Below are 24,175 nucleotides of genomic sequence, written 5' to 3'. Positions count from 1 at the left end.
GCCCTGGCCTGTTCTTGTCCGCCCTGATCGGCGCGATGGCGACTGTAGCGCCCGGCAGCTGTCTGTCCGCAAGCGATTCCCCTGAGATGCGCCTGCTGATGACGGCCTACCGGCACGCGCACAACAGCGACGGCCAGCTTTGCCAAGACATGCTGACCCCGCTGCTGCCCGTCGCGCTGCGACTGCTGCCCGATGATCGGGCCGAACTGGTGCTCAGCAGTTTGCGCGCTTGCGAGATCAGGGCAACGCTGGCGGGCGCAGCACCAGGCCCTGCGGACGTCGAGAGCAGCTTCAGGCGCTGGTTGCCACGGCTCCAGGCCGTTCCCGAGCAATTGGCCATCCTGTACGCGGATGCCTGGCATTCCGCCATGTCTATCGGCGAGCCAGCCCTGGCAGAAGCACTGGCCGGTGCCTACTTGAATGCCCAGTTGGCACAGGCCAGCAGCAGCACACCGCGCGATGTCGTCCATCGCGATCGGGCGCTCAAGCTGCTGAGCAGCTTTGTCGAGCGCTGTTATGGCCAACCCTCGCCAGCGCTGTTTGACCGACTTGAGCAACGCCTCGCGCTGAGCCTGCCACCAGACGCCTCACCGATGCTGTTGCTTCAGCGTGGACGCAGCGTCGCACTGCGCCGACTCGGTCGTGCCCAGGAGGCCTGGCTGCTGATAGACGCGGCCTACCAGCTGGCGAAAAGCAGCCTGCGCGCCGACGAGGTGGTCATCGCCTGGCTGGCCAGCGAGCGCAGCATGGCTCTGAAGGAGCTGGGGCAGATCGACGAGGCCTATGCCGCGCAACAAGCCGTATTGGCGTTCTGGCAAAGCCAAGGCCAAAGCCCGGTACGTGTCGCCCGTGCCGCGACCAATCTGAGCCTGCTGGCCCTGGCACGGGGCGACCTCGATGCCGTCCTGCGTCACGCCGATTTGGCTGATGCTGAGACCTGGTCGGACGCACCAAGCTCGGATCCCTTGCGCCGCGAGGCCGTGCCCGCACTGGCCGCACGCGAGATCGCACTGCTGCATCGCGGCGACGCCACGGCACTGCAGCGGCTTCGGCTCGTGCTTGAACCCATGGGCCCCAGCTACTTCGAACTGAACTTTGCGCTGGAAGAGCTGCTGCTGGGGGCCGAGCGCCTGCAGGACAAGGGCACGGTCAGCTGGGCACTTCACGCCCTGCAGGACCATCTCAGGCTGCTGACCGGCCCCTTGCAGGGCGAGCGCGCCCTTTGGTACCAGATCGAATCGCGGCTGCATCCCGAGCAAGCGATGGAGGCGACGTCGCGTGCCCTGGCACTTGCCGCCACCGGACGCGCCCCGGCGCAGGAGGCGCTGGTGTTGTTCGACACCGCTCACCGCCTGCCAGCCAAGGATGGCGCACTGGCCGTGGCGCTCTACAAGCGCGGCATCCAGGCCCAGCAACGATCCAGGCAGGGACAGCGGCCCGCCGAACTGCAACGGGCCAGTCTGGCGCGCTTCGAGCCTTATCTGCGCGCCTATGTCGTCAGCTTGTTGGACCAGGGTCGCTTGAAAGAGGCCGAGCAGGCGCTGGACTATCTGCAGGACGAGGAGATTGGCAGCTTTTCGCGTCGTCGGCGCCAAGTTCAAGGGCCCAGCGCCTGGCTGCCGACCATGCGTCCGAACGAGCAGGAATGGAACCGCCGTCTCGACGAGATCGGCGCCGATCTGCTGGCCGCAGCCGAACCGATGGAGCAGCAAATCGCTGCGCAACTTCCATTGCCCGATCTGGCGGCGGTCCAAGCGCCTTACGCCGCCGCTGCGCTCAGCCAAGCGGCGCAACGCAGCCGTGTGTTGCTGTCCCAAGATCTGCTGGCATCCTCGGAGACCGCGTCAGAACAGCTACCCGCTCAGCTCCGAGCCGACGAAGCCGTCTTGCGCTATTTCGTGCGTCCTCAATCGGTCGAGGTGTTGATGCAGCTTCCGGGTCAGCCGCCAACGCACCTCGCGCTGCACGCCACCCGCGCGCAGCTGGCTCGCCAGATCATGCAGCTGCGCCAGAACCTTGAACGCGCCGATCCAGCCGCCCTCCCCTTGTTGCAGCAGCTGCATCAACAGCTCTTGGAGCCCTTGCGCAAGCAATTCGCGAACGCAGCCGTGGGTGTCGAGCGCCTGAGCATCCAAAGCGACGACCTGTTGCGATACCTGCCTTGGGCGGCGCTGCATGATGGCGAGCGCTTTCTCGTCGAGGACTATGTGCTGGCCCAGCGCGGAGCCAGCTCCCAGGCCAGCGCTGCCAGCCGAAGCACGCCCGCTGGGCGCGGCGCGGCGCTGGGCGTCGGCACCACTCAGGCGCACGGCAGGCACGCGTCACTTCCTGGTGTCGCCAAGGAACTGGCGGCGCTACGGGCCCACACCGGCGCCACTGTGTTGCAGGATGCAGCGTTCAATCAGCAAAGCTTGACCCGCGCGCTGCGGCAAGAACCACGCCTGGTGCACCTGGCCAGTCACTTCACGCTTGATCCCGCTGGGCCACAGCGATCCGCGCTGCTGCTCGGCGACGGCAGCACCCTCAGTCTCTCTGAGCTGAGCCTGCTGCACTGGACGGGCGTTGAATTGGCGGTGCTGTCCGCCTGCGATACAGCCTTGAACGACGACGCATCGCGCGAGCAGGGGCAGGGGCTGAACGGCCTGGCCGCCACACTGCAGGACGCCGGTGTCCGTCAGGTGCTGGCCACCCAATGGCGTGTCAGCGATAGCGCCGCTGCCGAATGGATCAGCCAGTTTTACGCGACACTGCCGCCCGCGGCCATCGACAAGGCCCTGTTCGACCCGGAGCTATTGGCGCAGGCGCAACGGGCCTGGCTGCAATTGCACCGCCATGATTCCGGCGTGCACCCGCACTTTTGGGCTGCGTACAGTTGGTACCAATGAAATGAATCAGATATGGCGCCTGCTGTGCTTGTCAAAGCTGCAGCTCTCGTGGCACCTGCTCACCCTTGTCGTGCTGATCATGGCCGCACCCAGCCAGGCGGCCGACAAGGCCTTGCTGATCGGTGTGGATCGCTATCCGCAACTGCCGCAACGGCTATGGCTGCGCGGTCCTTCCAATGATGTCACCTTGATGCGCAGCGCCCTGTTGCAGCAGGGCTTTGCCGAGGCCCACATTCAAACGCTGGTCGATGCGCCAAGCAGAGCGCAGATCCTGGCGGCCATGCAAGCCATGCTGGCGCACACCACGCCCGGCGACCGTCTGCTGTTCTACTTTGCCGGTCATGGCAGCCAGCAACCGCAGCCGGCCGGTCGACTGCCCGTCGAGCCGGACGGCCTCGATGAAGTGCTGCTGCCCGCCGACGTCGCCGCTTGGGATGGCCACGGGAGCCAGGCCAGCATTGCTCATGCCATCGTCGACGATGAGATCGGCGCCTGGATCGACGCCCTGGTCGACCGCGGCGCCGTGGTCTGGGCGCTGTTCGACACCTGCCACGCTGCGGGCATGACACGCAGCACGAGCACAGGCTATGAGCGCGCCATTCACCCGCACGAGCTGGGCCTGAAGCTCTCCGGCGCTTCCGCCAAGACAGCGCCAAGGCAGAGCCGGGGCCGCCAGGACGGCCGCGTGCTGTTGTTTGCCGGGCGAAGCCACGAGCGCGTTCGGGAGGAATGGATGCCCAGGGGCGCCAATCTGGCCCAGGCTCGCATGCACGGTGTGTTCACCTGGCATGTGGCCAGTCTGCTGCCTGAGCTTGGCATGAAGGACCCCGAGGCCCTGCTGGCTGCTGTACGACAGCGTTATGAACAGGAGCAGCGCAGCCAGCCGCTGCCCATGCTCTCTGGAGCGCTGGCCAACACGGGTAAACACTGATGATTCAGCACTGATAAAGCCGGCGCCACCGACTCCAAACACAGATGCCAGGCGCTCTTTTGGCGCCGATACCTGTGTCCTCAAAGGAGATCTGCGCCATGCGCCTTGCCCAGAAAACCATTCCCGTCAGCCTCATCCTCAGCGCTGCCTTGCTCGCCGGCTGTGGCGGTGGTGATAGCCCAAGCCCCACCCCGGCTCCAACGCCAACGCCAACGCCAACGCCGACTCCAACTCCAACGCCGACTCCGACCCCCACACCGTTTGCCGGTGTTCAGCTGAACGGTACGGCAGCAACCGGACTGGCCATTGGCGGTGCCAAGGTCGAGGCCAAATGCGCCACCGGCAGCGCCAATGGCAGCACCGGCACTGACGGAAGCTATGAGCTGAAGATCGCTGGCGCGACGCTGCCCTGCTTGCTGCGTGTCAGCAGCAGCGACGCCAAGCTGGTACTGCACTCGCTGGCCGATGGCAGCGGCGCTGGCACTGCGGTCGCCAATCTCACGCCGCTGAGCGAACTCCTGCTGGGCCGATTGATCGGTGCTGCCAGCACGCCACAGGCCGGCTTCAGCAATCACACGCCTGCGGCCTTGGCAGCCTTGCTGACAGGCACACGCCTGAGTGACGCCAAGAGTGCCCTCCAAAGCGCCCTCAAGCCAGTCGTCGATCTGAGCGGCATTGACCCGCTCACCACGCCCTTCAAGGCCAGCAGTTCCAGCAGCGCGCCCGGCGACAGTACCGATCAGAAGCTGGACACGCTGATGGCCAGCCTCGGCAGCGCCAAGGTCAGCCTGGCCGCCTTGAACAACCGCTTGCTGACCAGCGATCCAGCCGCCGCCAGCCAGACCGTCAGCCAGCTGCTCGGCACGCCACCCGTGGCCAACTGCCCGACGCTGCGCAGCGGCAGCTACATGATGATCAGCCGGCGCGGCGATGCGATCGAATTGAACTTGGACTTCGTTGCCAAGACCGCCATCGACAAGCTCGGCACCATGACGCTGCAAGCGAGCACATCCGCCTGCCGCTTCGAGGTACTGGACAGCCAGGGGCATCAGCAGGCCGAGATCGCCTTCGGCAAGGAGAACCTTGGTCTGGCGCGCACGACGGCCGACGCCGATGGCGACAGCGCCACCAGCCTGATCTGGCCGAAGCAGCGCGTCACCATGGCCGCGCTGGTCGGCCAATGGAATCTGGTCGAGTGGGACAGACAGGGCAGCAGCGCCTTGCCACGCATCGGCATCGGCAGCGTCAGCGTGGCTGCAGACGGCAGCGCCGTTCTGCAAGCTTGCGCCGTGCAGGGCGCGGCGGCCGACTGCAGCGACCCGAGCCGTCGCACAACCGGGCAATTCAGCGTCGATGCCAATGGGCAGCTGAGCCTGCCCGGCGGTCGTATCGGCCACGCCTTCCGCGCCAGTGACGGCACCCAGCTGATCGCCTGGGGCAAGCCCAATGGCGACGGCTTCACGCTGCTGGCCCGCACGCAGACACTCAGTCTGCCCAGCGCGGGCAGCGACCTGCAAGTCTGGCACCTGCAAGGCCTCACGACGCAGGGCGACGACGCCTTCCGCGCCACTGCGCTCAGTGACGCGACGGTCAAGTTCATCACAGTCGACAGCGCCACGGCCCAGGTCACGACACAGGCCGGCGCGGTGTTCACGATCAACAAGCCGCTGCCGGGCTTCTATCACTTTGCCGCCACCCAGGCCTATGCCGATACCTACGGTTTGTCGCTGCCGGGCCTGCTCAGCATCTGGGGCAGCAACAGCGCCGGCAAGGTCGAACTAGGCATGCAGGTGGAACGGCCCTGAGACCGCCCGCTCAGCCGCAGCGCAGGCGCACAGCAGCAGCGCTGGGCGCCTGCAGCCGGCCGATCACCCGCGCTGACGCGAAGCCCGCCGCGGCAAAGGCCTGCAGCACGGCATCAGCCGCCTCGGGCGCGCAGCTGACCAGCAGGCCGCCGCTGGTCTGTGGATCGCTGAGCAGCGCGCGCTGCCAGTCCTCGGCCGCGGCGGGCCAATCGACGGCCGCACCATAGGCCGCCCAGTTGCGCGCCGAGGCGCCGGTGACGATGCCCTCGCGGGCCAGCGCCACCGCGGCCGGAATCAAGGGCAGGTCAGCCAGACGCAGCGTCGCGTCCAGGCCCGAGCCACGGCAGATCTCCAGCAGATGGCCGGCCAGGCCGAAGCCGGTCACATCGGTCATCGCATGGACGCCATCCAGCCCGGCCAGCGCGCTGCCGACGCGGTTCAGCTGCGTGGTGTGGCGGATCATCTCGGCATAGCCGGCCGCATCGAGCCGGCCTTTCTTCAAACCGGCCGACAGCACGCCCACACCCAGCGGCTTACCGAGGATCAGCACATCGCCGGCACGGCCGTCGGCATTGCGGCGCACCCGATCGGGGTGCACCAGGCCCAGCGCCACCAGGCCGTAGATGGGCTCGAGCAGATCGATCGAATGGCCGCCCGCTATCGGAATGCCGGCCTCGCGGCAGACCTCGGCGCCGCCGGCCAGCACCTGGCCAATCACCTCGGGCGACAGCTTGGCGATGGGCATGCCGACCAGGGCCAGCGCCATGATGGGCGTGCCGCCCATCGCATAGATATCGCTGAGCGCATTGGTCGCGGCGATGCGGCCGAAATCGCGCGCGTCGTCGACGATGGGCGTGAAGAAATCGGTCGTCGCCACCAGGGCCTGGCTGTCGTTCAAGCGGTAGACCGCGGCATCGTCGCTGGTCTCCAGGCCGACCATCAGCTCGGGCGGCAGCAGGCCCTGCGGCGCCCGCGCGAGGATCTCGCCAAGCAGGCCCGGTGCAATCTTGCAGCCGCAGCCGCCGCCGTGGGAAAACTGGGTCAGGGCAATGGGGTCCATCATGCTGCCGTGTGGTGAGGAATGCCCGCATTGTCACCGTCGACAGCGTGCCAGAATCGGGCCGCATGAGCCCTCCCCGCGGCCCGGTCCAGATCGCCGACCTGCCCCTGTTCGACACCGTGATCGATGCACGCTCGCCGGCCGAGTTCGCGCTCGATCATCTGCCCGGCGCGATCAACTGCCCGGTGCTCAGTGACGAGGAGCGCGTCATCGTCGGCACCTTGTACAAGCAGCAAGGCGCTTTCGAGGCGCGGCGCGTCGGCGGCGCCATGGTGGCGGCCAATCTGGCGCGTCATCTGCAGCAGGTCTTTCACGACAAGCCGCCGGGCTGGAAGCCGCTGGTGTACTGCTGGCGCGGCGGCCTGCGCAGCGGGTCCATGGTGGCCTGGCTGCGCCTGGTCGGCTGGGATGCGCAGCAGCTGGCTGGCGGCTACAAGCGCTACCGCGGCCATGTGATCGAGCAGATCGCCACGCTGGCGCCGCGGCTTCAGCTGCGCCTGCTGTGCGGCGCCACCGGCAGCGCCAAGACCCGCGTGCTGCAGGCGCTCGCCGCGCAGGGCGCGCAGGTGCTCGACCTGGAAGCACTGGCCCGCCACAAGGGCTCGATGCTGGGCGCCTGGCCGGGCCAGGCCCAGCCCTCGCAAAAGGCCTTCGAGACTCAGCTGGCCGAGCAGCTGATGCGGCTGAACCTCAGCCAGCCGGTCTTCATCGAAGCCGAGAGCCGCAAGATCGGCCGCATCACCCTGCCCGACCCGCTGCTGGAGCGCATGCATCAAGCCCCCTGCATCGAGATCGTCGCCAGCGAGGCGGCACGGCTAGCCTTCCTGCTGCGCGACTACGCCTACCTCGGTGATGACGCGGCCGCGCTGGCCGCCATTCTTGACAGGCTGCGCGTCGTCCACGGGCATGAAGTCGTCAATCGCTGGCAGGACTGGGCGCGCAGCCGCCAGCTCGCTCCCCTGTTCGCCGAGCTGACCCGGCTGCACTACGACCCGCACTACGCCCGCTCCCAGGGCGGCCGCCTGCGCCAGTGGGCCACGCGCGCTCAGCTGCGCGCCGAGGCGCTGGACGAGGCCGGCATCAGCGCGCTGGCCGCGGCCTTGCTTGCGCGCGGCTGAGCGAACACCAGCACATTGCCGGCCATCACCAGCCCTAGGCCCAGCAGCGCCGGGGCGCTCCACTGGTAGCCCTCGGCCCAGGCCGAGACGTTCAGCGCCACCACCGGGAACAGCACCGTGGCATAGGCGGCGCGCTCGGGGCCCAGTCGGCCGACCAGGGTCAGATAGGCGGTGAAGCCGATCACCGAGCCGGGCACGGCCAGGTAGAGCAGCGCGGCGCTGTAGCGCCAGCCGGGCTCGTAGGCGAGAGGCACGCCGGCCAGCAGGCAGTAGCCGAGCAGCACGCTGGTGCCGACCAACATGCCCCAGGCATTGGTCTGCGCCGGTGCCAGGCCCTGGCGCTGCAGCGCGGCCGACAGCAGATTGCCGCAGGAGAAGCACAGCGTGCCGCCCAGCGCCCAGGCCAGGCCCTGCAGGCTGCCCGCACCGGCGCGGCCGATCTCGGGCCAGAACAGCGCCAGCAGGCCCGTCAGGCCCAAGGCCCCGCCAGCCAGCACCCGTGGGGCCAGGCGCCGGCCATGAATCGCCCGGGCCAGCAGCGCGTTCCACAGCGTGGCACTGGAGAACACCACCGCCACCAGGCCGCTGGCCAGGGTCTGGCTGGCCTGCAAAAAGCAGACGAAGTTGCAGCAGAACAGGCACAGGCCCTGGCCCAGCACCCACAGCGCGGCGCGGCCACGCGGCGGCGTCAAGCGCCGCTGCCAGGCCAGCCAGGCGAAGAGGATCAGCGCCGCCAGGCCAAAGCGATAGGCGATCGACAGCGGGATGGCCACCACCCCGAGCTGCCACTTCAGCGCGATCCAGGTCGTGCCCCAGATCAGCACCACCAACACATAGAGCAAAGCATTCATGGCGCCAGCATCGCCGCTGCCGGCGCCCATTCATTGCACGATCCTGCGCTTTGCTGCACAGGCCAGGCTCAGGGCCGCGCGCCAGACGGCCCGGCCTCGCTACCATGGCGCCATGTCCGCACGCCGGCCCGCCCACGCCCCCACTGCCGCCGCCGCGACCCCGCAACGGGTCGACCAGGTGCTGGCCCGTTCGCGCGCCCGCGCCGAGCGGCGCAGCAGCCTGGGCGACGGCCTGGAGCTGGTGCAATGGCACAACGCGCACGACCACACCAGCTATCTGCAGCCCGGCCATCACACGCTGTCGGTCTATCTCGAAGGCGGCTGGCAGACCCAGGCGCGCGGCCTGCAAGGCAGCCATGGCTCACCGGGCTGCCACTGCCTGCTGCCGGCCGAGCATGAATCGCATTGGGACATCGGCGCGCCGCAGCGCTTTGTCCATCTGTACTGGAGCGGCAGCGCCTGGGCCGATCGCGTGGTGCGCCTGCTCGACGCCGAGCCGCGCAGCTTCAGCCTGCAGACGCGCATCTTTGCGCAGGACGAAGCCCTGGCCGGCTGGGCCCAGCAGATCGCGGCGCTGGACTGGCAGGACCCGCTGCAGCGCATGCAGGCTCAGGCCATCAGCCATCAGGCGTTGGACCGCCTGCTCTTGCAAGCCGCCACCCCGGCACAGCGCAGCGCGGCGCTGCGGCCCAAGGGCGGCCTGGGCAGCGCCGTGCGGCGCGAGCTGCTGGCCTATATCGATGCCCATCTGGACGCGCCGACCGAGGCGCTCAGCCTGGCCACGCTGGCCGCGCGGGCCCATCTGTCGGAATTCCATTTCGCGCGGATGTTCCGCGTATCGATGGGCTGCAGCGTGCAGGGCTGGATCAGCCAGCTGCGCCTGCAGCGCGCCCGCGAGCTGCTGCTGCAGGCCGATGGCCCGCCGCTGGGCGAGGTGGCACGGCGCTGCGGCTATGCCAGCGCCAGCCATCTGAACCGGCAGGTGCGCCGCGCCTTTGCGCTGACGCCGGGCCAGCTGCGCGCCGCGGCGCAGCGCTAAGCTCAGGCGCCGTTCAAGCGCTCAAGGCCACATAGACCTCTTGCACATCGTCATTGGCGTCGATGGCGGCCAGGAAGGCTTCCACCTCTTCCAGCTCGGCCGCGCCCAGCGTGACCGGGTTCTTGGGCCGGTAGCCGAGCTTGGCCGAGACGACATTGAAGCCCTGGGCCGGCAGCGCGCGGCAGACCAGATCGAGGTCGGCCGCATCGGTGTAGAACTGCGCCCCGGCACTCGCGCCGCTGTCTTCGTCCGCCTCGGTCAGCTCGAAATCCTGCGCGCCGGCCTCGATGGCGGCCAGTTCGGCGTCGGCATCAGCCTGCAGCGGGCTGGCCTCGATGATGCCGACATGGTCGAAATCCCAGCTGACCGAGCCGCTGACGCCCAGCTGGCCCTTGCGGAACAGCACGCGCATCTCCGGCGCGGTGCGGTTGACGTTGTCGGTCAGGCACTCGACGATCACCGCCACCCGGTGCGGCGCAAAGCCCTCGTAGGTGACGCGTTCGAAGTTGACCGCCTCGCCGAGCAGGCCGGCGCCCTTCTTGATCGCGCGTTCCAGCGTCTCACGCGGCATCGAGGCCTTCTTGGCCTGTTCGACCACCATGCGCAGCCGGGCGTTCATGTCGGGGTCGGCGCCGTTGCGCGCGGCCTGCATGATTTCCTTGGACAGCTTGGTGAACATCCGTCCCTTGGCATTGGCCGCGATGTCCTTGTGCTTGGCCTTCCACTGTGCGCCCATCGTTGTCTTCCTTGTTGCTGCCGGCAGCTCCTGAGCCTGATTACTCGCGCCGGTGCGGGCTTATACACCTGTTCGGCGCCCAAGCCGGTGATGCGGCGCAAGCCCGGCGATTCAGGCACGCAGCATCGGCCACAGGCTGGCCAGCAGCAGCACGGCCATCACCGCATTGAAGACACGCCGCCGCGCCGGATCGGCCAGCTGGCGGGCCAGCCGCGCGCCGGCATAGGCCCACAGCGCGATGCAGGGCAGGTTGACCAGGCCGCAGACCAGGGCCAGCAGCAGTCCAGACCACCAGGGCGCGCCCGGCACCAAAAAGCCGGCCACCGCGGCCAGCGCCATCATCCAGGCCTTGGGATTGACCCACTGGAACGCGGCCGCGGCCCAGAAGCCCATCCGCGGCCGTGTATGCCCCGCGGCGGCGGTCTCGGTACCCCGCGGCGCTTCGGCCTGCCAGAGCCGCCACGCCATCCAGACCAGATAGGCGCCGCCGCCGGTCTTGAGCAGCAGGCTCAGCGTCGGCCATTGCTGCATCAGCGCGCCCAGGCCCAGCGCCGTGGCCAGCAGCAAGACGGCAAAGCCGATGCTGATGCCCAGCATATGCGGCCAGCTGGCCCTGAAACCGTGATTGACGCCCGAGGCCAGCAGCATCATATTGTTCGGCCCCGGCGTGATGGAGGTGACCGTCGCAAAGGCGATCACGGCGAAGAGGGTCGAGGCATCCATGGGGCAACTCCTTGTGCAGGTTCCAGACGAGGGCCCAGTGTGAGGCCAAATACCAATACAGCACCAATACAGATGGCAGCACAGTTCACCTATCTGTACCGCTAAACGAGCAACACAGGCGGCGCCGGTTTTCGACACAGTGATGACGTTTACGTCATGCCCGCCGGCCGGCTGCAGCCCGGCGACAATGCCGGCATGAATGCCGTCGCGCCTCAGCCCAGCCGCCTCCAGCTCTACCTCAACCTGATCCGCTGGGACCGCCCGGCTGGCACCTGGCTGCTGCTGTGGCCCACGCTGTCGGCGCTGTGGATCGCGGCCGATGGCTGGCCGGGCTGGCACCTGCTGCTGGTGTTCACGCTGGGCACCTTTCTGATGCGCTCGGCCGGCTGCTGCGTCAACGACGTGGCCGACCGCGACTTCGACAAGCACGTCAAGCGCACCGCGCAGCGCCCGGTCACCAGCGGTGCGGTGTCGGTGAAGGAGGCGCTGTTGCTGGGGGCAGGTCTTGCCCTCGCCGCCTTCGGCCTGGTGCTCACGTGCAACGCGCCAACCATCCTGCTGTCATTCGCCGCGCTGGCCGTGGCCTGCCTCTACCCCTATGCCAAGCGCGTGGTCAATATGCCGCAGGCTGTTCTGGGCGTGGCCTTCAGCTTCGGCATCCCGATGGCCTTCTCGGCCGCGCTGGGCGGCAGCGAGTGGAGCCTGGCCGCCATCGGCGCCGCCGTGCCCAAGAGCGCCTGGGCGCTGCTGCTGGCCAATCTGTTCTGGGTGCTGGCCTACGACACCGAGTACGCGATGGTCGACCGCGATGACGACATCAGGATCGGCATCAAGACCTCGGCGTTGACGCTGGGCCGCTGGGATGTACGCGCCGTGATGGCCTTCTACGCCCTCTATCTGGCCGGCTGGACGGCCCTGGGCCTGCGCCTGGGCCTGGGTCGCCTGTACCTGGCCGGCATTGGCGCGGCCGCGCTGCAGGTGCTCTGGCATTACCAGCTGATCAAGGACCGCAGCCGCGACGGCTGCTTCCGCGCCTTCCGCGAGAACCATTGGCTGGGCTTCGCCGTGTTTATCGGCACCGTGGCCGATCTGTCGCTGCGCTGATGCGCTTGCGGCAGCTCGGGCTGGCGAACGCAGGCGCAAGGCCTGTCAATCAACTGCCAGCTTCAGCAAGTAGCATCGTGTCTTCCTGTCGGCCTGTTGGGGGCCGGCACTAGCGCCAGGCACGCAGCCAACGAGCTGGATGAAGACACTGCTGATCACCGCTCTGGCCCTGCTGATGGCCCAGCCAGCATCTGCCGCGGCGCCGCTGGCGGGCCAGACCATACGCGTCTGTGACGACGCCAACGAGTGGCCGCCCTACAGCTATCTGCAACGCGAGGCCGGCCGCCAGGAGCTGCGCGGCTTCTCGGTCGATCTGGTCAAGTCCATCTTCGCCAAGCACGGCATCAGCGTCCAGATCGACCTGCTGCCCTGGAAGCGCTGCCTGCGCGAAGTCAGCGAGGGCAGGCAGTACCAGATGCTGCTGAACGCAGCCGCCACCCCCGAGCGCGAGGCCGAGTACCTGCTCTCGCTGCCCTATCACCAGACGCACAGCTACTACTTCTATCTGAAGCGGCGCTATCCCAAGGGGCTCAAGCTCAAGAGCAGCAGCGAGCTGCAGGGCTACACCATGGGCGGCGTGCGCGGCTACGCCTATCCGGCCTTGCCGGCCACGGCTCGCGAGCAGATGCTGCGCACCGGCAACTACAGCTCCTTGTTCCGCATGCTGCAGCTGGGCCGGGTGGACCTGCTGGTCGAAGACTTCGAAGCCATGCAGGGGCTGGCCCGCACCGGCGCCATCGAGCTGCCCGGCGAGCCGGCGATTGCCTATGCGCCGCTGCCCGGCGTGGCGCCCTCGGTCTACCACCTGATGTTCACCCGCCAGCGCCCCACCGGCGCGGCACTGCAGGCGCTGTTCAACACCGAGCTGCAGCAGATGCAGGCCAGCGGTGAGCTGGACCGGCGGCTGGCCCGTTATCTGGCGCCCTGAGACGGCCTCGCGTCGCGGTGGACGCCATGCCGCAGCGGCGATATCGTGGCGGCAATGCGTATTCGATCCCTCGGCAGCGTGATGGGGCGGCGTCTCGCTGCAGCCGGCTTGTTCACTGGCCTGCTGCTGAACCTGCCGCCCGCCTGCGCCGCGCCACCGCTGCCCGAGGACGTGCGGGTTTGCGACGACGCCAACGAATGGCCGCCCTTCAGCTACTACGAGCGCATCGGCGGCCAGCCCGGCAAGCGCCTGCAGGGCTTTTCGGTGGAGTTGCTGCAAACCATCTTTCAGCGCCATCAGATCCGCCACACGATCGAGCTGCTGCCCTGGAAGCGCTGCTTGCAGGAGGTGCGCGAGGGCCAACGCTTCCAGATGCTGATGAGCGCCACCGTCAACGCCGAGCGCCGCCGCGACTACCTGCTCTCCGAGCCCTACTACACGACGCTGGCGCACTACTTCTACCTGAAGAGCCGCTTCCCGCAAGGCCTGCAGCTGAGCAGCAGCGCCGAGCTGGGCCGCTATGTGCTGGGCGGCATACGCGGCTATGCCTACCCGCGCGTGCCGGCCGAGCTGCGCGAACGGATGCAGCGCACCGGCAGCTATCCAGCGCTGTTCGGCATGTTGCGACTGGGCCGGGTCGATCTGCTCGTCGAAGGGCTGGAGCCCATGTTGGGCCTGGCCAAGACCGGCGTGCTGCAGCTGCAGGACGACCCCGATCTGGCCTGGGCGCCCTTGCCCGGCGCCACGCCGGAACCGTTTTACATGCTGTTCACCGCGCAGCAGCCGGCCGGCACGGCGCTGCAGGCGCTGGTCAACGACGAGCTGCGGCAGATGCAGCACAGCGGCGAACTGCAAAAGCTGCTGGCTCGCCACCTGCCGGCCGCGACTCGCTGAGCACCGGTATTCAGCGCGCCAGCCGCCGCTGCTTCTTCACCACCCCAACCGGGTAGCGCGCCAGTTCCGGCACGAATAGCTCCATCACACGCAACTGGGCGCCGCCACGGCTGAACACCGAGTTGCGCGACCACAGCATCTGCGCCGAGGCCGGCACGCCGGTGGCTACGAGCCACTGGCGCTGCATCTGCCGCCGTGTGTGGCCATGGCGAGCCAGGCGGCGCGGCTGCAGCACGCTGCGGCTGATGCGCGGATCGTCGTAGAGCAGATGGGCCAGCGGCCGCGAGCCCAGCCCCTTCAAGGCCTTCCAGGGCCCGGCCAGCGCCGATTGATGCAGGGCCGAACGGGCCCAGACCAGCGGCTGGCCATCGACGCGCAACAGCACCTCGCGCACCACCGTGCAGCCGCGCCGCGGCATGCCCAGCGCACGGCGCTCCTGCGCGCGCAGCGGGGTCACCTCTTGCCGCAAGACCTGGACCTCGAAGCGCTGGCCCAGCCGCGCCAGCCGCCGGCTCAGGCTGCCGGGCGCGCGCAGCCAGTCGCGCAAGCTGCTTCGTGTTGCTATGCCCACATCAACCTTGCCTTGCCGGCAGCCATCGTCTCGTCATTCATTGGATTTTTTCTGGCCAGGCCGCCAGTGTATGCAGCGCGGCTGGGCAATCAGGGCAAGGCCATGAAATCGCGCATCGCCGCGATCAGCTCGTCTTCCTGGCCGATATAGCCGTGCGGCGAGCGGCCTTCGCAGGCCTCGCTGCCCTCGCCCAGCGGGCCGCCTTCGATCAGCTGCTGCTGCAGCCGCGCGGCCGCGCTCAGCCGGGCCGCCACCTTGGGCAGCAGGGCCGGCGGCGAGCGCTGACAGCCATCGCTGCGGTGGCCGAGCAGCAGCACCGGCTGGCGTATCGCCTCCAGCGGCAGATCGAACACGCTCTGCGCCACCCAGGCCTTGCGCGCCTGTGCCTGCCCCTGGCTGAGCACCGAGCTGAGAATCAGCCCATCGGCCGCCGCCGGGCCGCTGAGCCGCGCCGCCGCGTTGGCAGCCGAGATGGTGCCGCGGCTGGTACCAAGCAACCAGACGGGCAGACCCGGCAGGCGCTCACGCAGCTGCCGGATCAAGAGGCCGATGTCCTCGGCGTGGGCACTGGCCTCGCGAAAGCCGGCCAGACCGTCCTCGCCCTGATAGTCGCTCGGCGCATCGACCAGCACCGTCACCAGCCCCTGCGCACGCAGCTGCGGCTGAATGCGCACCAGCACATTGCCCGTCAGCGCCCGCGCGCAGCCGTCGGCGCCCAGCTTGGCGTGACCGCCACCGCCCGGCAGCAGCACGACGACGGCCCGCGCAGGGCCCGCCTCGGGCGCCGCCAGCGCATAAGCCATCTGCGTGCCGCCATGACTGGCCATCAGCACGCGCTCACCACAGCCGGCCGCATGAGCGCCGCCAGCCAGCAGCAACAACAGCGCCAGGCCCAGCTGGCAATACCTCAACGACTTCATCTCTTCCCCACGCTCCCCAGGCGCTGCAAGCGCGTCAAAGACTCTGCGGGCCGAGCGCAGGGCCGCTCCCAAGCCGGCACGCTCTGGCGATGTGCTTGCCGGTCGCGCCGGCAAGCATCGCCGTCCCCTCGGGGGACCGGCCAAGGTGAACCTTGGACGAGGGGCTCCATGTCAGCTGCCGAACTCGTCGCCCAGCTCGCGGGCGCGCTGCTGGGCCGCCAGTACGGCGCGCTGCACCGCCGCGCCGACGCCATCGGCCTGCAGGCTGCTGATCGCTGCATGGGTGGTGCCGCCCTTGGAGGTGACGCGCTCGCGCAGCAGCGTCGGCGATTCGCCGGATTGCAGCGCCAGCGCGGCTGCGCCGGCACAGGTGGCCAGCGCCAGTTCACGGCTTTGCGCCTCGCTCAGGCCCATCTGCTGCCCGGCCGCGCTCATCGCCTCGACCACATAGAAAAAGTAGGCCGGCCCGGAGCCGGACAGCGCCGTCACCGCGTCCAGATCGCTTTCCTGTTCCACCCACAGCGTGCGGCCGGTGGGCGCCAGCACCTGCTCGACCAGGACGCGATCGTCGGCACTGACCGCCGTGTTGGCATACAGCCCGGCGATGCCCTGGCCGATCAGCGCCGGCGTATTGGGCATGCTGCGCACGACACGCTCGGCGCCGCTGGCGCGAGCGATCGCGCCGACCCGCACACCGGCCATCACCGAGAGCTGCAAGGCCTGATCGACATGGCTGGCGCAGGCTGCCGCCGCTTCGGCAAAGAGCTGCGGCTTCACCGCCCAGACGACCAGCGCCGCCCGCGCCAATGATGCGTCCGCCGCCGCCAGCACGGGCAGCTGCGCAAACTCGACCGCCAGCCTGTCGCGCTGCGGCGCATAGGGCTCGACAACGAGCAGCGACTCGGCCGGCCGGCCGGCACGCAGCAGGCCACCGATGATGGCGCTGGCCATATTGCCGCCGCCGATAAACGCGATGAGGGGGTAGGAGGACTGAGTCATGGGCTGCCAGTTGCTGCTTGGTGTTCGGCGCCAGTGTAGGCCGGGCTCGCCGGCACGAAACGTCTGCCAGCGCCGACAATGGCCTGCCCTGTGTCCGCCATGCCCCGATGAACGCCGCCGCCCAGTTCGTCTACACCCGCGTCTCGCACCGCGTCCGCACCGCCCAGGTCCGCGATGACCTGATCGGCTGGGTGCTGTCCGGCCACAAGCGTCTGCTCACGCCGCAGGGCGAACAGCGATTCGACAGTGGCGCAGTCTTCTTGCTGCCCCGCGGGACGCAGTGGGACATGTTCAACGAGGCACTCGCCGGCGGTGTCTATGAGGCCCGGATGATCAGTTGCCCGCAGGAGCTCATTGAACGCTTTCATCAACGCTTCGGCCAGTTTGCCGCGCTGGCACCCGTGCAGCGCAGCGCGTGCAGCAGCGCCGATGCCGCCTTCGCGGCCAGCTTCAACCATGCGATGAGCGCGCTGCAGGACGAGCGGGCTTCGGCGGCCCTGCGCGAGCACCGCGTGCAGGAGGTCCTGCTGCTGTTGGCCGAGCGTGGCCTGGTGTTCTCCAGCCACACGCCGCTGCGCTGGCAGGACCGCATCCATCGCCTCGTCAGCCAGCGTCCGCACGCCCCTTGGGACGTGCAAACCATTGCCGCCGCCTTCCACTGCAGCGCCAGCACGCTGCAACGCCGCCTGGCCGAGGAAGGCAGCAGCGTCAGCCGCTGCGTGCGCGAGCTGCGGCTGGAGGCCGGCCTGGCCCTGCTGCAGGCCGGGCAGCTGCGCGTCTCCGAGATCGCCGCGCGCTGCGGCTACGACTCGCACAGCCGATTCTCGGCCGCTTTTCGCGCCCATTTCGGCTTTGCGCCGTCGACGCTGCGGCCTGAGCCCAGCTGACCGCTCGCGCACAGCGATTGACACATCCGGGCTGATGCGCGAACGCCTCAGCGGCCAAGATGCAGGCCTTGTTTCACTGCATAGCCCTGAGCACGATGACACGCCTTCACCATTTCGCCCTTCTCCCTGCCCTGCTGCTGGCGATCAGCCCGCTGAGCCAGGCAGCCGGCTTTCAGCTGAGCAGCCCCGAGATTGCTGCCGACAGCAGCATGCCGGCCCGCTTCGAGTTCAACGGCTTCGGCTGCACGGGCGAAAACCGCTCGCCGGCGCTGCAATGGCGCGACGCCCCGGCCGGCACGCAAAGCTATGCGATCACCGTCTACGACCCCGATGCGCCGACCGGCTCCGGCTGGTGGCACTGGTCGGTGATCAACCTGCCGGCCGAGACCCAGGCCCTGCCCGCCGGCGCTGGTGCCATCGGCGATGCCCGGCTGCCCCAGGGCGCCCGCCAGGTGCGCATCGACTACGGCTTCGCCGGCTGGGGCGGCACCTGCCCGCCGCAGGGCGACAAGCCACACCGTTACATCTTCACCATCCATGCGCTGAAGCTGGCCCGGCTGGAGGTCCCGGCTGACGCCACCGCCGCGCTGGCCGGCTACATGATCCGCGCCAACAGCCTGGGCAGCGCCAGCTTCAGCGCCCACTACGGCCGCCCGGCCGGGCGCTAAGGCTGCGGCCCCGCTCCCCGTGTTGCTGCCAATGGCCGAAGTGCCGCGGTAGCGCTATCCTTGCGCCCGCCATCGCCGCCCGGCCTGTCACAAACAGGTTAGAGAGCCGGCAGGCTGGCGGAGGGCCATCACTTACGGAGGAGCTCATGAGCACCACACAGCAACCGGCCATGGAGCCGCTGAACGGCTACCAGGAAATGCCGCAGGACCAGATGCGCGACCGCGCGCTGGCCCATTACGAACAACTGCGCCGCCGCCGCACCGTGCGCGACTACGACAGCCGTCCGGTGCCCCGCGAGGTGATCGAGCACTGCCTGCTCGCCGCCGGCACGGCGCCCTCGGGCGCCAACCAGCAGCCCTGGCATTTCGCCGTCATCAGCGACCCGGCGATCAAGTCGCGCATCCGCGCCGAGGCCGAGGAAGAGGAACGCGCCTTCTACAGCGGCCGCGCGCCCGAGGAATGGCTGCGCGCGCTGGCCCCGCTGGGCACCGACGCCAGCAAGCCCTTCCTCGAGGAAGCGCCGCTGCTGATCTGCATCTTTGCGCAGAAGTACGGCATCGACGCCCAGGGCGAGCGCTTCAGCCATTACTACGTGCCCGAGTCCGTCGGCATCGCCACCGGCTTCCTGATCAGCGCCCTGCACGACGCCGGCCTCGCCACGCTGACCCACACGCCCAGCCCGATGGGCTTTCTGAACAAGCTCTGCGGCCGCCCGGACAACGAAAAGCCGGTCATCCTGCTGGTCGTCGGCTACCCCAAGCCCGGCTGCCAGGTGCCGGTGCACGGTGGCATCAAGAAGCCGCTGGAGGTGATCAGCAGCTGGTTGTAGCGCCTGCAGCGCAACGCGGATGAGCAAAAAGAAGGCCCGGCAGTGCCGGGCCCAAGTTCACACGCAGGAGACGCGTGGTGATGAGATCAGTGCAGGCCGGCCAGCAAAGCCGCATTGCCACCAGCGGCCGCGGTGTTGATGGTCAGCGTCTGCTCGGCAGCAAAGCGGTACTGCTGACGCGGATTGGCGACCTCGGCAGCACTGATCAGCGGCAGGATGGCGCCGGGGCGGGCCACCAGCTGACGCAGCACGGCACGGCCGCTGCTGTTGGCGGCGCCGGCCAGGCAGACGCCGGCCAGCCGCGCATCGGCCAGCAGCGCGTTCTGGGTGCCGTTGTCGCCGGGCTGCAGGCTCAAGAGCGCGGCCGGCAGGCCGGCGCGCAGCCAGACTTCGCGCAGGCGCTCGCTGTTGTCGGCGCCCAGCAGCACGACGGCATTTCCGGCCACCACGGCGGCGGCGATGGCGGCATGGATCTCGGCCGGTGTGGCGCCCTGGGCCAGCACGGCGATCACGCCGCGGCCATGCAGGCGTAGCTCATTGCTCTCACCGGTGGGGCCGGGCAGCGCCTGGGTTTGCAGGCCATGCTCGGCCTGCTGGGCATGAGCGCGCAACGAGGCGACGGCACCGTTGTCCAGGCTCTCGGCCACCCGGCGCAGCAAGGCCACGCGGTCGGCCAGGGCCTGGTCGTTCCAGGCGTGCTGGGCGGCCACGGCGGCGGCCAGATCGGGGCGCTGGGCCGAAGCGCTGACTTCGACGGCAGCGGCGGCCGCATGCACGGCACCGCGTTGCGGCTCGGCGCAGAAGCGCCACAGATAGTTCGGGCCACCCGCCTTGGGGCCGGTGCCCGACAGGCCTTCACCGCCAAAGGGCTGCACGCCGACGACGGCGCCGATGATGTTGCGGTTGACGTAGACATTGCCGATGCGGGCCTGCTCGGCCAGACGCAGCGCGCGGCTGTCGATGCGGGTCTGGATGCCCAGCGTCAGGCCATAACCCAGGCCATTGATCTGCTCGATCACCGCATCGACCTCGCCGCTCCAGCGCAGCACATGCAGCACCGGGCCGAAGATTTCCTGCTTCAGATCGGCAACGCTCTTGATCTCGAAGGCGATCGGGCGGATCAGACGCGGCACGGCATCGTGCACCGGGCCTTCGGCGATCAGCGTGGCCTCGCGCTTCAGACGCTCGACATTGGCGGCGATGCCTTGATAAGCCTCGTCGTCGATCACCGGGCCGACATCGGTGGCCAGATCGGCCGGACGGCCAACCCACAGCTCCTGCACCGCGCCCTTGATCATCTCGATCACGCCCTCGGCAATGCCTTCGTGCACGCACAGCAGGCGCAGCGCCGAGCAGCGCTGGCCGGCCGAACGGAAGGCGCTTTGCACCACGGCGTCGACGACCTGCTCGGGCAGCGCCGTCGAATCGACCACCATCGCATTGATGCCGCCGGTTTCGGCGATCAGCGGCACGATCTCGCTGCCGTCCTTGGCAGCCAGCGTGCGGTTGATGATTTGCGCCACCACGGTCGAGCCGGTGAAGCAGACACCCGCCGTCTGCGCCGCGGCCACCAGCCGGGCACCGACGGTTTCGCCAGCGCCGTGCAGCAGCACCAGCGCATCGGCCGGCACGCCGGCTTCGTGCAGCAGCTCAACCATCTTCAGCGCCACAAAAGGCGTCTGCTCGGCCGGCTTGGCGGCGACGGTGTTGCCGGTCACCAGCGCGGCGACGACCTGGCCGGCAAAGATGGCCAGCGGGAAGTTCCACGGCGAGATGCAGACGAACACGCCACGGCCCTGCATACGCGGGGCCTCGCTCTCGGCCTGGTCGGCGTAATAACGCAGGAAATCGATGGCTTCGCGGACTTCGGCCACGCAGTCGGCCTGGGTCTTGTAGGCTTCCTTGACCAGCAGCGCGCAGAACTCGGGCAGGCGGGCCTGCAGCAGATCGCCGGCGCGGCGCAGCACGGCGGCGCGCTCGCTCACTGCTGTGGCGTTCCAGCCTGCAAAGCCAGCCTGCAGGCGGGCCATGGCGGCATCGATCTCGTCTGCCGTGGCCTCGGCCACCGGCTGCGGCTCATGCTGCTGCAGCGCCTGCAACAGCGGTTGACGCTGCGCCAGCACGGTCAGATCAACACCGGCCGAGTTGGCCCGGCCGCGGCCCTGCTCATCCTGGAACAGTGCCAGCGGCAGCGGCAACGCGACATGAGACTGGATCTGCGCCAGCGGCGAGGCCAGCAGCTCGGTCGGCGCCACGTTGACATCGGCCAGCTGGTGCACAAACGAGGAATTGGCGCCGTTCTCGAGCAGGCGGCGCACCAGATAGGCGAGCAGGTCGCGGTGTTCACCGACCGGTGCATAGACGCGGCAGGGAATGCTGCCGTCCTTCAGCACCTCGCGATAGACGCCCTCGCCCATGCCATGCAGGCGCTGCATCTCGAACTTGGCACCGGCCTTGCGCGCCATCTGGACGATGGCGGCAATGGTGCCGGCGTTGTGGCTGGCGAACTGCGGGTAGATCACATCGGCGTGCGAGATCAGCGCCCGGGCGCAGGCCAGGTAGGAGACATCGGTGTGCTGCTTGTGCGTGAACACCGGGTAGGCGGCCAGGCCGTTTTCCTGGGCGCGCTTGATTTCGCCGTCCCAGTACGCGCCCTTGACCAGGCGCACCATGAACTTCAGGCCATGCTTGCGGGCGATGGCGGCCACCTCGTGCACCACCTGCAGCGCGCGGGTCTGATAGGCCTGCACGGCCAGGCCAAAGCCGGTCCACTGCGGGAAATGCGTGGCGATGCGCTGTGCCAGCGCATCGAGCAGGTCCAGCGAGATCTCCAGACGGTCGACTTCCTCGGCATCGATGGTCAGATTGATATTGGCCTGCGCGGCCTTCTCGATCAGCACCCAGACGCGCGGCAGCAGCTCGGCAAACACGCGCTCGCGCTGCAGCACCTCATAACGGGTAAACAGCGCGGACAGCTTGATCGAGATGCCATCAGCCGTCTGCGGCGAGCTGGCCTTGGCGCCGCCGGCGATGGCCTCGATCGCACCGACGTAGGCGGCGTGGTAGCGGCGCGCATCGTGCTCGGTGCGGGCGCCCTCGCCCAGCATGTCGTAGGAGAAGCTCAGCTGCGGCTGCGCCTTGCGGGCGCTGTCGGCCTCCTGCATGGCCTCGCGGATATTGCGGCCCAGCACGAACTGGCGGCCGAGCAGCTGGATCGCGCGCACCGTGGCGCCGACCACCGTCTGTGCGCCCAGGCGGGTCAGCAGGCCGCCGCTGCCTTCGGCATCGGGCAGGAATTTCTTGGACAGCGAGATCGCCGTGGCCGACAGGCTGGCGAACATCTTGTGCGGGCCTTCGGAGGCGCCGTCAAAGGAGGCGCGGCCGAGCTGGTCGGCGGTCAGCGCGATGGCGGTCGGCGCATCGGGCACACGCAGCAGGGCTTCGGCCAGGCGCATCAGGGCCAGGCCCTCGGCGCTGCTGATCGGGTACTCGCGCAGCAGCGACTCCATCGCCCAGAACGGCGCCGGGTTGTTGCGCACCTGCTCGACCCAGGGTGTGGCCGTGTCGATCACGGCCGGCCAGTCCAGGCCCGCACTGAGTTCGGCCGCCAGGGCCTGCACCACCGGCAGTTCGTCGCGATAGGGGTCCGGCAGGCGGGCGTATTCAGGGCTCAGGGCAAAGGCGGTCATGGGCATCCCCAAAAAGAGACACAGTAGTGAAGCCCGGCACTTTATTCGCTTGCCCGATGAATTAAATTCAGATCATCGGCCAAGCAGTAGCGAAAGATTCACCATGAGCGATGAAGACACCGGACTGGACAAGATCGACCAGCGCATTCTGCGCGTGCTGCAGCAGGATGGGCGCATTTCCAATCTGAAACTGGCCGAGGCGGTGCATCTCTCGGCCACCGCGGTGCTGGAACGCGTCAAGCGGCTGACCCGCGAGGGCTACATCCTCGGCTACGAGGCCCGACTGAACCCGGCCAAGCTGGGTGCGGCCATGCTGGTCTTCATCGAGATCCTGCTCGACCGCACCGTGCAGGACGTGATGGACAACTTCAAGGCCGCCGTCCAGGCCCGGCCCGAGATCCTGGAGTGCCATCTGGTCGCCGGTGGCTTTGACTACCTGCTGAAGACCCGCGTCTCCGATATGAGCGCCTACCGTGAATTCATTGGCAGCGTGATCTGGACCCTGCCCGGCGTGCGCGAGACCCGCACCTATGCGGTGATGGAAGAGGTGAAGAACACCACGGCGCTCCCCATTTGAGGGGGAGCCCGGCGCCGCGAAGGGGGATGCGCGGGGGGAGAGGGTCGGCCCGGCCCCCAGTGATTCCACTTTGCAGGTGATGGCGACCTGGCGGCACAGCGCCAAAACTGCTGGCATCGGATTCTTCATCAGGAGTGCCGTTCATGTCAGAAGCCGCCTGCCACACCGAGCCTGCCCCGCAGCCCTTGGATGCCATCGCCGACAGCAGCTGGTTCCAGTCCAGCCTGGATTTGCGCCAAGGCTTGCTGGTCGCCGAACTGCCCTGGCCGCTGCAGCTGAGCTTCGACTCGTTCAGACCGGTTGTACCGGCGCTGCATTGAGCCGGTGCAGATCGGCCCGGGTGAACGCCTGGCTGCGGCCGGAGAGCTGCAGGCTCAGTGCAGTCACCCAGTCGTGGGTCCGTGACCGCGGCGCGGCAAAAGGCAGGCTGATCAGCATCGCCAGCACGCCCAGCGGCAACCAGAGCGGCACGCGCAGGCTGGAAGGACCAGCCAATCGCAAGGCATATAAGCTGGCCAAGGCGCCCAAAGCAAAGCCAGCCAGCGCTTCAGACGGCGAGTGTGCACTCACCTGAACACGCGAAACAGCCACCAGCGCCGCCAGCCCAAGGCCCAGCCAGGCCGCCTGACCATGGCCGCGCCGGCCCAGCGAAGCCACAGAGGCCAGCATCGGCAGTGTGGCTGCAGCAAACATCGAATGGCCGGAGAAGCCGGTGAAGTCCAGCGCGGCAATGCCCAGTCCCCAGCCCATGAAGGCGAGCTTGGACAGCGTGGTCAGCGCCACGGCCGCCGCCAGCGCCAACATCCAGCGCCGCGCCAGCGCCGCCTGACCGGCACGCAGGCCCAGCCATAGCGCCGCCACCAGGCTCAGCGGCAGCAGGATTTGCGCCTCACCGAGGCGGGTCAGCAAAGGCCAGAACAGGGCGGACGGGGAATGCAGGGTTTCAAACATGGCGCGCAG

General features: G+C 68.6%; 21 protein-coding genes and 2 pseudogenes. 13 read left to right on the top strand and 10 right to left on the bottom strand.

All coding sequences use genetic code 11. The features are described from left to right. The first annotated feature begins 86 nt into the window (after positions 1-86). From RQP53_RS20395 to RQP53_RS20385, 3 genes are all read left to right on the top strand, one after another. A complete protein-coding gene (locus RQP53_RS20395) occupies positions 87-2,885 on the top strand; it encodes a CHAT domain-containing protein (protein ID WP_315652532.1) in 2,799 nt (932 codons plus the stop codon). 79 nt (positions 2,886-2,964) lie between these two features. After that, positions 2,965-3,816, top strand: a complete 852-nt coding sequence (locus tag RQP53_RS20390) for a caspase family protein (RefSeq protein WP_315652531.1) — start codon at positions 2,965-2,967, stop codon at positions 3,814-3,816. Positions 3,817-3,914: 98 nt separating this feature from the next. After that, on the top strand, positions 3,915-5,621 hold the full coding sequence (locus RQP53_RS20385; RefSeq protein WP_315652530.1) for a hypothetical protein: 1,707 nt from the start codon (positions 3,915-3,917) through the stop codon (positions 5,619-5,621). A 10-nt stretch (positions 5,622-5,631) separates the two neighbouring features. Here RQP53_RS20385 and selD read toward each other — a convergent pair whose 3' ends face one another. Next, complete coding sequence (gene selD / locus RQP53_RS20380; RefSeq protein WP_315652529.1) at positions 5,632-6,681, bottom strand: selenide, water dikinase SelD; 1,050 nt, start codon at positions 6,679-6,681, stop codon at positions 5,632-5,634. A 65-nt stretch (positions 6,682-6,746) separates the two neighbouring features. On the opposite strand from selD, the gene mnmH reads away from it, so the two are divergent. Then, entirely contained in the window at positions 6,747-7,799 is a 1,053-nt protein-coding gene (mnmH, locus tag RQP53_RS20375) for a tRNA 2-selenouridine(34) synthase MnmH (protein WP_315652528.1), read from the top strand. Here the strand turns inward: mnmH and RQP53_RS20370 are convergent. Further along, entirely contained in the window at positions 7,727-8,650 is a 924-nt protein-coding gene (locus tag RQP53_RS20370; protein ID WP_315652527.1) for a DMT family transporter, read from the bottom strand. The two genes, mnmH and RQP53_RS20370, sit on opposite strands and share 73 nt — an antisense overlap. Positions 8,651-8,762: 112 nt before the next feature. On the opposite strand from RQP53_RS20370, the gene RQP53_RS20365 reads away from it, so the two are divergent. Next, positions 8,763-9,689, top strand: a complete 927-nt coding sequence (locus tag RQP53_RS20365) for a helix-turn-helix domain-containing protein (protein WP_315652526.1) — start codon at positions 8,763-8,765, stop codon at positions 9,687-9,689. 13 nt (positions 9,690-9,702) lie between these two features. On the opposite strand, the gene RQP53_RS20360 is transcribed toward RQP53_RS20365, so the two are convergent. Together RQP53_RS20360 and RQP53_RS20355 are read right to left on the bottom strand one after the other, a co-directional pair. After that, positions 9,703-10,425, bottom strand: a complete 723-nt coding sequence (locus tag RQP53_RS20360) for a YebC/PmpR family DNA-binding transcriptional regulator (RefSeq protein ID WP_315652525.1) — start codon at positions 10,423-10,425, stop codon at positions 9,703-9,705. A 111-nt stretch (positions 10,426-10,536) separates the two neighbouring features. Further along, entirely contained in the window at positions 10,537-11,148 is a 612-nt protein-coding gene (locus RQP53_RS20355; protein ID WP_315652524.1) for a LysE family translocator, read from the bottom strand. A gap of 195 nt (positions 11,149-11,343) precedes the next feature. On the opposite strand from RQP53_RS20355, the gene ubiA reads away from it, so the two are divergent. From ubiA to RQP53_RS20340, 3 genes are all read left to right on the top strand, one after another. Then, positions 11,344-12,252 carry a 4-hydroxybenzoate octaprenyltransferase gene (gene ubiA / locus RQP53_RS20350; RefSeq protein ID WP_315652636.1) on the top strand — a complete coding sequence of 303 codons (909 nt, stop codon included), beginning with the start codon at positions 11,344-11,346 and terminating at the stop codon, positions 12,250-12,252. Between the two features lie 139 nt (positions 12,253-12,391). Continuing rightward, positions 12,392-13,180: a substrate-binding periplasmic protein gene (locus RQP53_RS20345; RefSeq protein WP_315652523.1), complete on the top strand. Its 789-nt coding sequence runs from the start codon at positions 12,392-12,394 to the stop codon at positions 13,178-13,180. Positions 13,181-13,234: 54 nt separating this feature from the next. Further along, complete coding sequence (locus RQP53_RS20340; protein ID WP_315652522.1) at positions 13,235-14,074, top strand: substrate-binding periplasmic protein; 840 nt, start codon at positions 13,235-13,237, stop codon at positions 14,072-14,074. Positions 14,075-14,084: 10 nt separating this feature from the next. On the opposite strand, the gene RQP53_RS20335 is transcribed toward RQP53_RS20340, so the two are convergent. The 3 genes from RQP53_RS20335 to proC form a co-directional block, all read right to left on the bottom strand. Then, entirely contained in the window at positions 14,085-14,621 is a 537-nt protein-coding gene (locus RQP53_RS20335) for a chorismate--pyruvate lyase family protein (protein WP_315652521.1), read from the bottom strand. A gap of 113 nt (positions 14,622-14,734) precedes the next feature. Continuing rightward, entirely contained in the window at positions 14,735-15,565 is an 831-nt protein-coding gene (locus tag RQP53_RS20330; RefSeq protein ID WP_315652520.1) for an alpha/beta hydrolase, read from the bottom strand. Between the two features lie 171 nt (positions 15,566-15,736). Next, positions 15,737-16,564 carry a pyrroline-5-carboxylate reductase gene (gene proC, locus RQP53_RS20325; RefSeq protein ID WP_315652519.1) on the bottom strand — a complete coding sequence of 276 codons (828 nt, stop codon included), beginning with the start codon at positions 16,562-16,564 and terminating at the stop codon, positions 15,737-15,739. Positions 16,565-16,671: 107 nt separating this feature from the next. Between proC and RQP53_RS20320 the strand changes: the two genes are divergently transcribed. The 3 genes from RQP53_RS20320 to RQP53_RS20310 all read left to right on the top strand — a co-directional run bounded on the left by RQP53_RS20320 (position 16,672) and on the right by RQP53_RS20310 (position 18,949). Further along, positions 16,672-17,451 (top strand): helix-turn-helix transcriptional regulator, encoded by a 780-nt coding sequence (locus RQP53_RS20320; RefSeq protein WP_315652518.1) that lies wholly within the window; start codon positions 16,672-16,674, stop codon positions 17,449-17,451. Positions 17,452-17,546: 95 nt separating this feature from the next. Further along, on the top strand, positions 17,547-18,119 hold the full coding sequence (locus tag RQP53_RS20315) for a YbhB/YbcL family Raf kinase inhibitor-like protein (RefSeq protein WP_315652517.1): 573 nt from the start codon (positions 17,547-17,549) through the stop codon (positions 18,117-18,119). Positions 18,120-18,265: 146 nt separating this feature from the next. Beyond that, the gene (locus tag RQP53_RS20310; RefSeq protein WP_315652516.1) at positions 18,266-18,949 is read left to right on the top strand and encodes a nitroreductase family protein; all 684 of its coding nucleotides are present in this window, start codon (positions 18,266-18,268) and stop codon (positions 18,947-18,949) included. An 86-nt stretch (positions 18,950-19,035) separates the two neighbouring features. Here RQP53_RS20310 and RQP53_RS20305 read toward each other — a convergent pair. Continuing rightward, positions 19,036-19,560 (bottom strand): annotated as a pseudogene (locus RQP53_RS20305) (aldehyde dehydrogenase family protein); the annotation flags it as partial. Between the two features lie 147 nt (positions 19,561-19,707). After that, positions 19,708-22,638, bottom strand: a pseudogene (locus tag RQP53_RS20300) (L-glutamate gamma-semialdehyde dehydrogenase); the annotation flags it as partial. A 103-nt stretch (positions 22,639-22,741) separates the two neighbouring features. Between RQP53_RS20300 and RQP53_RS20295 the strand changes: the two are divergent. Further along, positions 22,742-23,215 carry an Lrp/AsnC ligand binding domain-containing protein gene (locus RQP53_RS20295; protein WP_315652515.1) on the top strand — a complete coding sequence of 158 codons (474 nt, stop codon included), beginning with the start codon at positions 22,742-22,744 and terminating at the stop codon, positions 23,213-23,215. A gap of 143 nt (positions 23,216-23,358) precedes the next feature. Continuing rightward, positions 23,359-23,535 carry a hypothetical protein gene (locus RQP53_RS20290; RefSeq protein ID WP_315652514.1) on the top strand — a complete coding sequence of 59 codons (177 nt, stop codon included), beginning with the start codon at positions 23,359-23,361 and terminating at the stop codon, positions 23,533-23,535. On the opposite strand, the gene RQP53_RS20285 is transcribed toward RQP53_RS20290, so the two are convergent. Then, the gene (locus tag RQP53_RS20285; protein ID WP_315652513.1) at positions 23,507-24,166 is read right to left on the bottom strand and encodes a phosphatase PAP2 family protein; all 660 of its coding nucleotides are present in this window, start codon (positions 24,164-24,166) and stop codon (positions 23,507-23,509) included. The two genes, RQP53_RS20290 and RQP53_RS20285, sit on opposite strands and share 29 nt — an antisense overlap. Between the last annotated feature and the right edge of the window lie 9 nt (positions 24,167-24,175).

The sequence above is a fragment of the Roseateles aquae genome (assembly GCF_032337115.1).
Taxonomy (GTDB): Bacteria; Pseudomonadota; Gammaproteobacteria; order Burkholderiales; family Burkholderiaceae_C; genus Roseateles_C; species Roseateles_C aquae.
The sequence above is the reverse complement of the archived record's forward strand: the minus strand, read 5'-3'. Positions and strand labels throughout refer to the sequence as shown.

Excerpts from the sequence above, each read along its gene's own strand:
- RQP53_RS20395 (WP_315652532.1), top strand. The coding sequence starts at position 87 with ATGCGCCTGCTGATGACGGCCTACCGGCACGCGCACAACAGCGACGGC.
- RQP53_RS20390 (WP_315652531.1), top strand. The coding sequence starts at position 2,965 with ATGGCCGCACCCAGCCAGGCGGCCGACAAGGCCTTGCTGATCGGTGTG.
- RQP53_RS20385 (WP_315652530.1), top strand. The coding sequence starts at position 3,915 with ATGCGCCTTGCCCAGAAAACCATTCCCGTCAGCCTCATCCTCAGCGCT.
- selD (WP_315652529.1), bottom strand. The coding sequence starts at position 6,681 with ATGGACCCCATTGCCCTGACCCAGTTTTCCCACGGCGGCGGCTGCGGC.
- mnmH (WP_315652528.1), top strand. The coding sequence starts at position 6,747 with ATGAGCCCTCCCCGCGGCCCGGTCCAGATCGCCGACCTGCCCCTGTTC.
- RQP53_RS20370 (WP_315652527.1), bottom strand. The coding sequence starts at position 8,650 with ATGAATGCTTTGCTCTATGTGTTGGTGGTGCTGATCTGGGGCACGACC.
- RQP53_RS20365 (WP_315652526.1), top strand. The coding sequence starts at position 8,763 with ATGTCCGCACGCCGGCCCGCCCACGCCCCCACTGCCGCCGCCGCGACC.
- RQP53_RS20360 (WP_315652525.1), bottom strand. The coding sequence starts at position 10,425 with ATGGGCGCACAGTGGAAGGCCAAGCACAAGGACATCGCGGCCAATGCC.
- RQP53_RS20355 (WP_315652524.1), bottom strand. The coding sequence starts at position 11,148 with ATGGATGCCTCGACCCTCTTCGCCGTGATCGCCTTTGCGACGGTCACC.
- ubiA (WP_315652636.1), top strand. The coding sequence starts at position 11,344 with ATGAATGCCGTCGCGCCTCAGCCCAGCCGCCTCCAGCTCTACCTCAAC.
- RQP53_RS20345 (WP_315652523.1), top strand. The coding sequence starts at position 12,392 with ATGAAGACACTGCTGATCACCGCTCTGGCCCTGCTGATGGCCCAGCCA.
- RQP53_RS20340 (WP_315652522.1), top strand. The coding sequence starts at position 13,235 with ATGCGTATTCGATCCCTCGGCAGCGTGATGGGGCGGCGTCTCGCTGCA.
- RQP53_RS20330 (WP_315652520.1), bottom strand. The coding sequence starts at position 15,565 with ATGAAGTCGTTGAGGTATTGCCAGCTGGGCCTGGCGCTGTTGTTGCTG.
- proC (WP_315652519.1), bottom strand. The coding sequence starts at position 16,564 with ATGACTCAGTCCTCCTACCCCCTCATCGCGTTTATCGGCGGCGGCAAT.
- RQP53_RS20320 (WP_315652518.1), top strand. The coding sequence starts at position 16,672 with ATGAACGCCGCCGCCCAGTTCGTCTACACCCGCGTCTCGCACCGCGTC.
- RQP53_RS20315 (WP_315652517.1), top strand. The coding sequence starts at position 17,547 with ATGACACGCCTTCACCATTTCGCCCTTCTCCCTGCCCTGCTGCTGGCG.
- RQP53_RS20310 (WP_315652516.1), top strand. The coding sequence starts at position 18,266 with ATGAGCACCACACAGCAACCGGCCATGGAGCCGCTGAACGGCTACCAG.
- RQP53_RS20295 (WP_315652515.1), top strand. The coding sequence starts at position 22,742 with ATGAGCGATGAAGACACCGGACTGGACAAGATCGACCAGCGCATTCTG.
- RQP53_RS20290 (WP_315652514.1), top strand. The coding sequence starts at position 23,359 with ATGTCAGAAGCCGCCTGCCACACCGAGCCTGCCCCGCAGCCCTTGGAT.
- RQP53_RS20285 (WP_315652513.1), bottom strand. The coding sequence starts at position 24,166 with ATGTTTGAAACCCTGCATTCCCCGTCCGCCCTGTTCTGGCCTTTGCTG.